At 52.0% G+C, this 12,040-nt stretch carries 10 protein-coding genes; 6 read left to right on the forward strand and 4 right to left on the reverse strand.

Annotated elements, in window-relative coordinates; genetic code table 11:
* Positions 1–57 precede the first annotated feature (57 nt).
* Positions 58–837 (forward strand): alpha/beta hydrolase, encoded by a 780-nt coding sequence (locus ACRRUX_RS12715; RefSeq protein WP_432530851.1) that lies wholly within the window; start codon positions 58–60, stop codon positions 835–837.
* A 217-nt stretch (positions 838–1,054) separates the two neighbouring features.
* Here ACRRUX_RS12715 and ACRRUX_RS12720 read toward each other — a convergent pair whose 3' ends face one another.
* Positions 1,055–1,342, reverse strand: a complete 288-nt coding sequence (locus tag ACRRUX_RS12720) for a pyrimidine/purine nucleoside phosphorylase (protein WP_432530853.1) — start codon at positions 1,340–1,342, stop codon at positions 1,055–1,057.
* Positions 1,343–1,922: 580 nt separating this feature from the next.
* Between ACRRUX_RS12720 and ACRRUX_RS12725 the strand changes: the two genes are divergently transcribed.
* The 3 genes from ACRRUX_RS12725 to ACRRUX_RS12735 all read left to right on the forward strand — a co-directional run bounded on the left by ACRRUX_RS12725 (position 1,923) and on the right by ACRRUX_RS12735 (position 2,866).
* Entirely contained in the window at positions 1,923–2,135 is a 213-nt protein-coding gene (locus ACRRUX_RS12725) for a cold-shock protein (RefSeq protein WP_432530855.1), read from the forward strand.
* Between the two features lie 374 nt (positions 2,136–2,509).
* Positions 2,510–2,647 carry a hypothetical protein gene (locus ACRRUX_RS12730; protein WP_432530857.1) on the forward strand — a complete coding sequence of 46 codons (138 nt, stop codon included), beginning with the start codon at positions 2,510–2,512 and terminating at the stop codon, positions 2,645–2,647.
* A 12-nt stretch (positions 2,648–2,659) separates the two neighbouring features.
* Positions 2,660–2,866: a hypothetical protein gene (locus ACRRUX_RS12735; protein ID WP_432530859.1), complete on the forward strand. Its 207-nt coding sequence runs from the start codon at positions 2,660–2,662 to the stop codon at positions 2,864–2,866.
* Positions 2,867–3,392: 526 nt separating this feature from the next.
* Here the strand turns inward: ACRRUX_RS12735 and ACRRUX_RS12740 are convergent.
* Positions 3,393–5,375, reverse strand: coding sequence for a TonB-dependent copper receptor (locus ACRRUX_RS12740; RefSeq protein ID WP_432530861.1), 1,983 nt, complete (start codon positions 5,373–5,375; stop codon positions 3,393–3,395).
* Between the two features lie 464 nt (positions 5,376–5,839).
* Between ACRRUX_RS12740 and ACRRUX_RS12745 the strand changes: the two genes are divergently transcribed.
* Entirely contained in the window at positions 5,840–8,491 is a 2,652-nt protein-coding gene (locus tag ACRRUX_RS12745) for a parallel beta-helix domain-containing protein (protein ID WP_432530862.1), read from the forward strand.
* Between the two features lie 68 nt (positions 8,492–8,559).
* Entirely contained in the window at positions 8,560–9,720 is a 1,161-nt protein-coding gene (locus ACRRUX_RS12750) for an SO2930 family diheme c-type cytochrome (protein WP_432530864.1), read from the forward strand.
* On the opposite strand, the gene ACRRUX_RS12755 is transcribed toward ACRRUX_RS12750, so the two are convergent.
* Both ACRRUX_RS12755 and sohB read right to left on the reverse strand, forming a co-directional pair.
* A complete protein-coding gene (locus ACRRUX_RS12755) occupies positions 9,683–10,726 on the reverse strand; it encodes an AraC family transcriptional regulator ligand-binding domain-containing protein (RefSeq protein ID WP_432530867.1) in 1,044 nt (347 codons plus the stop codon). The genes ACRRUX_RS12750 and ACRRUX_RS12755 overlap by 38 nt on opposite strands.
* Before the next feature lie 181 nt (positions 10,727–10,907).
* Entirely contained in the window at positions 10,908–11,927 is a 1,020-nt protein-coding gene (gene sohB, locus ACRRUX_RS12760) for a protease SohB (RefSeq protein WP_432530899.1), read from the reverse strand.
* Positions 11,928–12,040: the final 113 nt, after the last annotated feature.

The following is a 12,040-nucleotide window of genomic DNA, read 5'->3' on the forward strand; positions in this document are numbered from 1 at the left end:
CGGGAATCTAGCCCGTTTGATGGCCAATGAGCCAATGTTGAACTTAGGGATAATGATATGAACATTCAAAAAGTCACCTTCCAAAACCCGGATATGGCCTGGGACATGTCCGCGCTAATCCTCTTTCCACCGGGATTTGATGAGTCCAAACGTTACCCGGTAATCATCAGCGTTCACCCATTCGGCAGCTGTAAGGAGCAAACCTCAGGTAGCGTATATGGAAAAGCGCTGGCTGAACTCGGCTACCTGGTCATCGCCTATGACGCAAGCTTTCAGGGTGGATCCGGCGGCATGCCCCGTTATGTTGAAGATCCTGGCCAACGTACTGAGGATGTCAGTCGGGTTATCGACTATGCCGTCACTTTGCCTTACGTCGATGAGAACAGGATTGGCGGAATTGGTATCTGTGCAGGCGGGGGTTACATCATCCATTCAGCCTTAACCGAGAAGCGCTTGAAAGCCGTTGTCGCCATTACGCCCGTTAACTTGGGGCGCCTGTTCCGTGAGGGCTTCAGTACCTACAACCCTGTTGGGACGCTGGAGGCAATGGCGAAGCAACGCACCGCACAAGCGCGTGGCGGCGAATTGCAAGTAAACGAGCTGCTTCCGCCAACGATTGAATTTGCAAAAGAAAATGGGTTAACAGAACGCGATGTGTTCGAAGCCACCGATTACTACAAAACCCCACGCGGGCAGACAGACGGCGGCGCAACACGCATGTTGTTCTCACATGCACAAAAAATATTAAGCTGGGATGCCTTTGCGTTTGCGGAAACGCTAATGACCCAGCCTGTCATGACCGTTGTCGGTCAATCTGGAAAACTGGTCTCATTATGACCTGTATGACCACCCACTGGCCGTCGCCATGGCGATGGATAAGGCTTCAGTCTTTCTTGACACACACCTGCAACACTGAAACCAATCAGAGGCGCATTGCAGGGTGATAGTGCGCCTCTTTTCTCATTGTCAGACGTGCCGGGAAAACCGTCGCTCAGCAACCGCAGATACCGTTCCGGATAGCCAAGACAGAATCACCAACACACAGTCGCCTCAATTAAACAGGCAAAAACTCACACAGATACGCGGTGGCGATCTCAACCTGCAGTTCAAACGACGAATTTCCTGCGACTTCAAACGCGTCACCAGCAGCAAAAGTCGTCCAGTCCTGTTCGCCGGCACGTTTAATGGTTAATGCCCCTTTGACCACAGTCATCCGCTCCGGGGCGCCCGTACCAAATGTATACTGACCCGGCGCCATTACCCCGACAGTGCTCTCGCCATCATGCTGACTAAAGCCCAGGGATTTTACATTGCCGTCAAAATACGCGTTTTCCTTAATCATTTTGTGTTCCCGGTTATCATCATTCTCTGCAGTCCACACACTGCCATTCAAGCCTGTGTTGTAACCCATCATGGAACTTTGCTCAAGCCTGACTGAAAAGAAGTCAAGCAAGAGCGGAAAATTGCGGCCTCTCAGCGCCAAACTCACCGGTTAATCATAGCGATGCACATATATTCGGCGATCGCGATTCCATCATTCCTGCTTTGGCGAAAGTATGACCATACCCCGCGGCATAGAGTATTAAATGCCGCTCATTCGGGAGCAGATGATATGGATATAGCCTACTGTGCTGCCGTTTTGTTGACTGCAAATACCTTATACCAAGGGTTTTACAGATATTTACAGAGGTAAAATCAGACAGCACAAACTGACGCATTAAGAAAATAAAATGAGAAATAACTATCTATTATGCTGACAAAGTGTATAGTGTGCACTTGCTCGACGAGCACAGTTACTATTGATATATTTAGTTCAAGATTTTCTCAGTTTCAAACTGAATCAGTTTGTCATAATTATCCTGCGATAGCTTTTTCTTCATTTCCAATTCAGTAGCTTCAATTTTTATTTATTCGAGATATTTATGTCTATTAAAACAACTGGTTCAGTAAAATGGTTTGATGAAACAAAAGGCTTTGGTTTTATCGCTCAGGATAATGGTGGCGCAGATGTATTTGTACACTTCAGAGCCATTGCTATCGACGGTTTCAAGACGCTGGCAGAAGGTCAACGAGTTGAATTTAACGTCGAAAAAGGCAACAAAGGCCTGCAAGCCGCTAACGTCACACTGGCGTAACGGATTGTGTCAAAGGTGTCTGCGGCCCGGCAAGTCAGGCACCTTAATATCCTGCTGTTGATGACACGGCAGGTGCAAATCTGCATACCAGAGATGGTCCTCAGGCATCACCTGCCAACGTCTTCAATCTTAGGTGTAACAATCAGGAACGCTGTCTGTTCATTGGTCGTTATACCTGTGCCAACCCCAAATTGGCCGACATCTATACTCCCAGTTAAAAATGGGCTTGTTAAATTGGCACATCAGCCAACATCAGCATTCTATGTATCGACTTAACACATTCATTTTGTAAGTCAGACTATACCGGCAAAATTAATAACCCTGGTGATTTAATCTTTGGCGTGTTTGATCTTCAAACAGTAAAGGACAAATCCATGAGTAATAAAGTACCGGCAAACAAGACTCAGAGTGATAGCACCAAACCCAAAAGATCAGGCAACAGTCATCACATCCGGCAGCGAATTGAAGATATTTTGATAGCGCGTGAGCAAAACAAGAAGCTGGAACTATAACAGGAGAAAACTATGCGTAAACCAACCCGTAAAGTCGGTAAAAAAATACGTAAAGATAATTTTGATGAAAAATTCGAGAGATTGGTTGGAGAGTATCATCAAGCAAAAGAAGTTCTGGACACATTGACAGAAGGCACGGCTGAATACGATCAGCAGAAAAAACAATGTGACATTTTGTTTGCCAATGCCGAGCGTTTTTTCAACAGCCGCCAAAAATAAACATCACCAGCCTGATTGCGGCAAAACGATAACGGTCTCTTCCTCTCCTACGCCATCGGCATTACTCCACTGAACAGGGAACTGTTACCACACTGCTTTTAGATAGGGATATCTTGCTTGGGTGCAGTTAGTTATGCACCTTCACGCAGCATCAGCAAAGGACCGACATCGAATTATCAGCCTGACAACCAGCATCAGCTCAACATAGTTTCATGCCCGCATGCTGGATAGTTTCATGCCCGATAGTTTCATGCTGGCAGCCAGCTCAGTCGCGGTGCAGTGCAGTGCAGTGCAGATTCTCCTGCTGCAAGCTTCAGGGTCAAGGGGGACAACAATCTCTATATCCGCGCTTTGCCACAAACCCGGGACATCCGCTCGCTGATATGCTTTGTGAGTCGCGATATATGTCAACACAGATATATAGGTACATTTATTGTTGCGCTCAGCCATAAAAAACCTGCCTTGAAGACATCCTTGTCCTCAAGGCAGGCTGGAGTGAATCAAAACCAATACGTAACAGGCAGGGTTAGAACAGGTATTCCAGTTTCACCCAAGCGTTACGGCCGGGTTCATTAACCTTGAAAGTGGGCACACTGCCTGGAATATCATTGCCTGCGCCGGTACGGCTGATATGCTCCGCGTAGGTGCGGTCAAACAGGTTTTCGACACCAAAGCTCAGACGCAAATGCTCGCCGTGCTTCCAGCCACCATTAAGCGCAACAGTCCCAAAGCCGGCACTTTCCCCCAGATCCTGACCGGAAATATTCCCCTGGCCCAGTGCCACTCTGTCCTGAGAATCCACAACCCGCCACAGCACGCCAACGCTCCAGTCACCAATGCGATAATCCACGGTCAAACGACCTTCCAGCGGTGACACCTGACCCAGCGCTTCATTATCTGTGTCATTCTCACCGTGGGCGTACACCAGACTCAGCTGAGTTTGCAACGCCTCAATGGGACGCCACTCCATCCCCAGTTCTCCCCCCCAGATAGTGGCATCGATATTACGGGATTTGCTGAAGCCATTACGGTTATCGATCAGGATGTAGTCGTTTATCTCACCGTAATACAGCGCACTGGACAGGGTCACGGAGGACATTTCGTAGATCCAGCCGGCATCCAGCTGAGTGGTCTTTTCCGGCTCCAGATCAAATGCCTTTTGGCTTGGGTTGTCAGCGCTGGCCTTCATGATCTCCCAATAGTCAGGGATACGCTGGGCATGACCGACGCCCAGATAATACTGGTTGCCACCAAACTGATGCTCAATGCGGGCAAAGCCGGACACCAGATCATCCTGGCGGTCACCCTTTTGGGCCACGTGCAGCTCGGTATCCCAGTAGTCATAACGGATACCCGTGATCAGCACCACTGGATCGAAGTCATATTCAAACTCACCGAATACGCCAAACTGGGTATAACTCATGTTGTCCATAAACGGCTTGTTGAGCAGATCATCCAGCCCATTGTCTGTGGCAGGATTGATACCGCGGCCCTTGTGGGTAGAGTCCTGCATGTCGACGCCTGTGGTCATGGACAACTTGCCCAGCTGCCACTGTGCCCACACATGACCGCCCTGAGTTTTGCGCCGCACGTTGGTGCCAGCATTGATACCCTGATCGAATTGATCCATCACATGATCGTTTTCATTGTGGTAGGCCTGAAATTCAATCGACTGCAGATAGTCGCCGTTGAAGTCATGCTCGCCCATCAGGGTGAAGTTCTCATTTTCAATCACGCGGGCTTTGTTGGCACGGTCAGCATACTCAGCCTCGCCGTCAGACTTGCCGTAGCTCAGCTCCAGCACGGTATCATCGCCCGGAGTCCAGCCCAGTGCAAAATCCATATTGCGTCTGTCATAACTGGATTGCACCGGATTGCCATCACCGTCTTCATAGTGATCGCTGGAGGACTGATTGGCATCCAGCTCCAGATAATGATTGTCATCGCCTGCGGCCAGCTCAACGATATAGTCCAGACGTTCATAGCTGCCGGCTGTGACGCTGGCGCGGCCGGTTGCCCCCTGACCAACAAACCGCTGACGGTCCTTTTCAAACAACACAGTACCGGCGCTGCCCACCGGGCCATGACGCACCGTCTGTGGGCCTTTGATCACCTCGATGCTGTCGTAAGACTCTGGATAAATATAAGCCGTTGGTGGATCCATACGGCCACCACAGGTGCCATACACATGCTGGCCATCGTTGACGATATTAATACGCGATCCACCCAGACCACGCAAAGACGGATCGCCACCTGCGCCCCCTTTGCGGCTGATGCTGAATCCCGGAATGGTTTTCAGAAAACCTGCGCCATCGTAAGCCGGCAACGGTAATCTGGGTTTCTTGGGATCGGTCACCACACTGAGCGGTTTACGCATCAGTTCACCGGTGACGACAATACGCTCATCACATCCCTGGGCTTTTTCGCAGGCAGGTGCATCTTCTGCCCACGCCTGCACGCCAAATCCACCCGTCATTAACAATGCCAACAGTAATTTATTGTGTTTCATCCATTCTCACCTTGCAGTCCCTGGGGAACATATTTGACTTCAGCCTGTAACCGGCTTGTTGACGGTGATTCTGGATGGGCGACCTGCAGATGACAAAAGCAAACCGGCAAACTGCGACAAGGTGTCGCACCCTGATTGGACAGAGATCACAGGATGCCGCGCTTCCCCTATCTGTGAAGCCTGGATATAAGGCTTGAGTCCGCCAGTCCTTCACATTGAATGACAGGCCTTCAACCACAGACAGCGGTTTCCTGCGCAATGGTTCGCGGTGCAATGAATGACCTCTGTCCCCACCTTATTCTGCACAAGCCTGCTGTCCTGAGGCCTCATTGGACATCAGCCCAACTACGCATTGGCTTAACTGAAGCTTAAATTTGGCCGGATTTCACATTGCCTAATTTAAACAGCTGTTCGATGTTGCACATTTGAGCGTTACAAAAATACAACAAAAGGCAGGAGATGCTATGTTCAACAAGAAACCTCACTGGTTGTTACCAACTTTGGTAGCTTCCGCCGTTGCTTTGGGGATCAGCGGCTGTGGCTCTGAAGATAATCAGGATACAGTTACCGAACCCACCACGCCGGTAACACCCACACCGCCACCCGGCCCCACTTTCCCACAAGGCGCCATTCTGATTGAAGCCGGGGAAAATCTGACTACCCGCATTCAGGAAGCGCTGATCAATGCCCAAAGCGGTGATGTGATTGTGTTGCCGGAAGGCAACTTCAAAATCCAATCCACCCTGCTGTTTGACGGCGATGTCGACGGCGATGGGGTATTTGCCAAAAATATTACCATCAAGGGTTATGGCATGGATAAAACCGTGCTGGACTTCTCCGAAGCCAATTCCGGCGACGGTATCTTCGTGCAGAACGCCATCAACATCATCATTGAAGATCTGGCCGTTAACGAAGCCAAAAACAACGGCATCAAGCTGAAGAACACCAATGGCATTATTCTGCGCCGGGTTGCCACTATCTGGGATGGCGCGCTGGACAAAGACAACGGCGCTTACGGTTTGTACCCGGTGGAATGTGAAAATATTCTGATTGAAGACACCTATGTACGCGGCAGCGCTGATGCCGGTATCTATGTGGGTCAGTCTGAATATATTGTGGTGCGCCGCAATATCGCCAAGGAAAACGTGGCCGGTATTGAGATTGAAAACTCCAAATACGCCGATGTATATGACAACGAAGCCTTTGGCAATACCGGCGGCATTCTGGTGTTTGACCTGCCAATCAACAACGACAGGTACGGCTCCAGCGTACGGGTATTCAACAACAGGGTGTATGACAACAACACTCACAACTTTGCCAATGCCTCTGCCAATCCGGCCGGTGTGCATATTGTGCCCCCGGGCACGGGGGTGATTATTCTCGCCACCCGGGATGTAGAGATCTTCAATAACGACATCAACAATCACGACACGCTGGGCCTGACCGTATCCAGCTTCCATATTGCCGAGCCGGATGTCGGTGCCTTTGTCAGCAACTATGCGTTGCCTGGACAGGCTATCGAAGATGGCTGGCGCGCCACCCCGCGCAATGTCTATGTACACGACAACAGCATCACCAATTACGGTGCCAAGCCCAATGGATATCTGATTCAAGACCTGATCCAGGGCTATGTGCTGACCCGTGGCGCTATGCCCGGTATTCTGTACGATGGTATCGGGGAGATGCTGGCCAACTCAGGCGCCGCCCAGCAACTGGGGCTGCGGGAATTACCCTTTGCTGCCGATGGCAGCGACAATGTCTGCTTCCAGAATAACGGCGATGTCAGCATCGGCCGATTGATAGCCAATGGCAATGTGGCGCTCAGTCCCTATGATTTCCTGTATGAGTCACCCCAGCAGGCACTGCAAAACTGCGCGCAGCTCAGTCTGCCGGTACATACTGTCACCTTTGGCGATAACATCTTCGGCTGCGGCGTGGATGATGACACAGCAGGCTGCGATGGCGGTAATATCGTCGGCGGCGGTGGCAGTATAGGTGAAGGCGAAGGAGGTCTGGTAGGCGATGGCGATGTGGCCTTGTGTGACGCCGCCTCCACCGGGGTGAACTGGGCGGCGCTGAGTGGAGCCAACTGTCCCAGATTGTCGGATTACAATCTGTTTGTCGATGCCACCAATCCGGCAGGCGCCGCCAACTCAGGCGGTGTGCCTTATGAGCTGAACACCCCGCTGTTTACCGACTACGCCAGCAAGTACCGTTATGTGTTCATCCCCGACGGCAAACAGGCTCAATACCATGCCACCGAGTCGTTCGACTTCCCGGTTGGAACCGTGATCAGCAAAACCTTCGCCCTGCCAGCCGATACCGCCACCCGCGGTCTGGCCAACGAAGATCTGATTGAGACCCGCCTGCTCATTCGCCGCGCATCAGGCTGGACTGCCCTGCCTTATGTGTGGACCGCTGACAAGTCAGACGCAGTGCTGGCCAAAGCCGGTGCCATCCAGGGCAAAACCGTCACCCACAAAGGTACAGCCCTGAACTTTGACTATGTGGTACCCAGCATCAACCAGTGTAAGCAATGTCACCAGTACAAAGCTGATGAAAACAGCAATGCGGTGTTCGTGCCCATTGGTCCCAAAGCCCGTCACCTGAACCGCACCCATGACTATGGCAGTGGCGCCATCAATCAGCTGACTCACTGGACTGAGGCCGGTATTTTGACTGGCCAGCCCGCGCTCAGTGAAGTCGATGCCCAGCCCGCTTACGAAGATGCCAATGTCAGCGACGTGACCGCGATGACAGATACTCAACTGATGAAGACCGCCAAAGGTTATCTGGATATCAACTGTGCTCACTGTCACCGTCCACAGGGCAATGCCTCCAACACTGGCCTCAAGCTGGAATACTGGCGCGCCTACGATGAGGATGGCGGTTATTCTCACGGCACCTGTAAATCGCCCATCGCTTACGGTGGCGGCAGCCTGGGATATGACGTGGTGCCGGGCAAGCCGGACGAGTCCATCACTCATTTCCGTATGGATTCCACCGAGCCGGGGGATCGCATGCCGGAAATTGGTCGCAGCCTGTCCCACGACGAAGGTGTTGCGCTGATACACGAATGGATTAAGCGCCTGCCGGCAGCCAGCTGCTCCAACTAAGTCATCTTTATGAGACATGATGTTCAAAGGGTCGGCGATTGCCGACCCTTTTGATAAGGAAACCGGATATGACCTTCAACAAACTGTGCCCATTGCTGCTGACAGTGTTCCTGGCGGCCTGTGGCGGCGGTGGTGAGAGCACAGCCGCCACGCCAACACCGGTTACACCAACGCCAACGCCTCCGCCAACCAGTTCGGTGTGCGACGCCGGTAATGGTGACGTCAACTGGCAAGCATTGGCCAAGGCAGATTGTGACGACTTGGCGCAGTATGGCTTGTTTGTCAACGAGTTGGACCCCACCAACAATCCCAACAGCCCGGGCATCTTTTATACCCTGTCTACTGAGCTGTTCAGCAACTACGCCAGCAAGTATCGCTTTATCTTTATCCCTGCCGGTCAAACGATAAGCTATATCGATCAGCAAACGCTGACCTTTCCCACCGGCACAGTGCTGGTAAAAACCTTTGCCCTGCCCGCCGATACTCAGGTCAAAGAACCGCAAAACGAAACCCTGATAGAAACCCGCCTGCTGATAAAACGTGACGCAGGCTGGACCACTCTGCCCTACCGCTGGCAAGCGGGCAAAGCCACTCTGGCGATAGCCGGTGGTCGTCAGTCTCATACCATGAATCATCAGGGAGATAGCCTGACCTTTGACTATCCAATCCCCAGCCGTGCCGAATGTAAGGTCTGTCACCAGCAAACCGACAGTACAGGTCAAAGCACCATTGTGCCAATCGGCCTCAAACCCTGGCTGCTCAATACGTCGCTCAATGGGGATAATCAACTGCTCACGTGGCAGGCACAGGGCCTGCTGACCAATCTGCCCGCCATCAATACCATCGCGCTCAGCGGTTCGCCGGACAATCAGCAGGTATCGCTGCAGGCGCGCGCCAAAGGCTATCTGGCGATTAACTGCGGTCATTGTCACAGCGACAGTGGCTATGCCAGCGTATCCGGGTTGAGACTGGGTTATTTTGTCGATCACACAGGTTTCAGCTATGGCATTTGCAAGCAACCACCCGGGTGGGATGGTGGCCCCAGAGGGCTGGACTACGACATAGTTCCCGGCAGTGCCGAACACTCTATCCTGGTATACCGCCAGCAACTGAGCGAGCCCAAAGACAGAATGCCACCTCTTGGGCGGGCATTAACTCACACAGAAGGCGTCGAACTAGTCAGCCAGTGGATTAACGGCTTGTCTCCCACTCTGGGGAACTGCTATTAAGCCGGACAAAGTGACCGGGTGCCTGTCCGGTCCAATGTTTGAAACTCTGGCGGAAATGACTGACATCCACATAACCCAGCTGCCCGGCGATATCGGCAATGCTCTGTTGTCCGGCGAGCAACGCGGCGATGGCACGTTGTGCTCTGACCATATCCACCAGCGGCTGATAGCCGGTGCCCAGCGCCGCCAGTTTGCGACGTAAACTGCGATCGCTCATGTTAAGGCTGGCAGCCAGTTCTTCCAGCCTGGGGATCTGCGGAAAATGCCGGTGCAGCTGTGCAAGTACCAGGTCAATCAACGACGGGGATAATGGCAGGGCGGCCGGCGTCTTTGCATGACTGAAAGGATAAGTCACCGGCAAGGCCAGCATCTGCTCACTGACGGCCCATTCGCAATAGGTTTGTTCAAATGCAAGCGTCGCCCCGGTCATTGCGCTGAGATAACGACCGGCAAACGCCGGCACCTGAAAAGCCAGACGGCTGTACTCAACCCGCTCACCGGTCAACTCCCGCGCCAGTGTCAGCAACACGCCTATGCTGTGGCTGAAAATGGTATGGTAGTGCTGTATTTCAAGCCTGCCGGTATTAAGCCAGCGCATGGCCAGTTCACCTTGTTCTTCAAGCACCAGGGTATCAGAAAGGCTGCCCACCAATCTGGGCATACGATTGACCACCGCCAGGCAATCTCTCAGAGTTCGGCAAGTGGCAAAGTGCGGCAATAAAATATCCAGACCAGCCAGTTGATAGGTTGCGCCAATTCTGACGCCAATTTCCGGATCATGGGATAACTCATGCAGCATGCGCAGTGCATAGTCAACCTGCCAGACTGCCACAAACTGACTGTGCTGCACCGTATTACTATCCAGCCCAATGGCACGCAGCAGCGCCTGCGCCTGATATTCCCCAAAGTGCCTCGCCGTAAACGCCAGAATATGGCGCAGTTCAAACGCCGGATATCCCTGATCCCCTAACATTCGGTTGGCTTGATAACTTGACAACTCCATCATTATTTCCCTGATTATCCCTGACAGGACGCAACGCATAATTTTGTGACAAGATTAACAGTTTCACCCTATCAATGGCAGGAATGAAAGTCACCCTGGATTTGAAAAAATCAAAAAAAAGCCTGCAAAAGCAGGCTGTTATATCCAATTACAGCGTACACTGAAGCAAACTGTCACTTCAGGCTCAGCCGATTGTCTGATTCTTCTCGGCAAGCTTGTTCATCAGGGCACCGGTCAACGCGCTGGCACCGTGCGCCAGTTTGTCTGACAGCTTGCGTTTTTGACGATAACTCAGCTTGATTACCTGACTGTCCTGACAATGAGCCAGCAGCAGATCATCACTGGTGGAGATCGCATCAATCAGCCCCAGCTCAATCGCCTGCTGACCATACCAGTGCTCACCGGTGGCCACTTTGGCCAAGTCCAGCTCAGGACGATAATTACCCACAAATGCCTTGAACAGTTTATGGGTTTCTTCCAGCTCCTCACGGAACTTCTCCCGGCCTGCTTCGGTATTTTCACCAAATACGGTCAGGGTGCGCTTGAAATCACCGGCTGTATGCTGTTCGTAGTCAATATCGTGCTTTTTCAGCAACTTATTAAAGTTAGGGATCTGGGCAATCACACCGATCGACCCCACAATGGCAAACGGCGCCGCATAAATTTTATTGGCGACACAGGCCATCATGTAACCGCCACTGGCAGCGATTTTATCGACACAGACGGTCAGCGGGATCTGCGCTTCACGCAACCGCGCCAACTGACTGGCCGCCAGACCATAGCCGTGTACCATGCCACCACCGCTTTCAACATTGACCAGCACCTGATCCCGGGAATTGTCGGCAATGGTCAGCACTGCCGTAATCTCTTCACGCAGACTGGCAACTTCAGCGGCATCAATACTGCCTTTGAAATCAATAACGAACACTTTACCCTGCTCATCGTCGCCGGCTTTCTCTGCTTCCTTGGCCTTGGCCTTCTGCGCCTTTTCATAGGCTTTAAAGGCTTTCTTACTCATCAACTCCTGCTTCAGGTAGTGCGTCAGATCCCGCAGCTCCTCACTCAAGTCAGTAATGATGAGTTCACCCTTGTCACTTTTCTGTCTGACCGCGCTGGCCAGCACCACCAGCACCACAGCCAATACTGCAGCAACCACAGTTACCGCCTTGGCCAGAAACAGGCCATACTCACTTAGAAATTCCAACATCAACTCCATTCAGGGTTTTGCCTCTGCCGCTTCGGACAGCATCAGGGAACCGGCAGGTATAAGGTGCGACATTCTAGCAGAAACCCGCGCCCACAAAAAACCCGGCATTT

This window comes from Shewanella sp. GXUN23E, from assembly GCF_050865035.1.
Taxonomy (GTDB): domain Bacteria; phylum Pseudomonadota; class Gammaproteobacteria; order Enterobacterales; family Shewanellaceae; genus Shewanella.

Bases quoted from the DNA above. Each gene is read 5' to 3' on its own strand.
- ACRRUX_RS12715 (WP_432530851.1), top strand. From the start codon at position 58: ATGAACATTCAAAAAGTCACCTTCCAAAACCCGGATATGGCCTGGGAC.
- ACRRUX_RS12720 (WP_432530853.1), bottom strand. From the start codon at position 1,342: ATGATTAAGGAAAACGCGTATTTTGACGGCAATGTAAAATCCCTGGGC.
- ACRRUX_RS12725 (WP_432530855.1), top strand. From the start codon at position 1,923: ATGTCTATTAAAACAACTGGTTCAGTAAAATGGTTTGATGAAACAAAA.
- ACRRUX_RS12730 (WP_432530857.1), top strand. From the start codon at position 2,510: ATGAGTAATAAAGTACCGGCAAACAAGACTCAGAGTGATAGCACCAAA.
- ACRRUX_RS12735 (WP_432530859.1), top strand. From the start codon at position 2,660: ATGCGTAAACCAACCCGTAAAGTCGGTAAAAAAATACGTAAAGATAAT.
- ACRRUX_RS12740 (WP_432530861.1), bottom strand. From the start codon at position 5,375: ATGAAACACAATAAATTACTGTTGGCATTGTTAATGACGGGTGGATTT.
- ACRRUX_RS12745 (WP_432530862.1), top strand. From the start codon at position 5,840: ATGTTCAACAAGAAACCTCACTGGTTGTTACCAACTTTGGTAGCTTCC.
- ACRRUX_RS12750 (WP_432530864.1), top strand. From the start codon at position 8,560: ATGACCTTCAACAAACTGTGCCCATTGCTGCTGACAGTGTTCCTGGCG.
- ACRRUX_RS12755 (WP_432530867.1), bottom strand. From the start codon at position 10,726: ATGATGGAGTTGTCAAGTTATCAAGCCAACCGAATGTTAGGGGATCAG.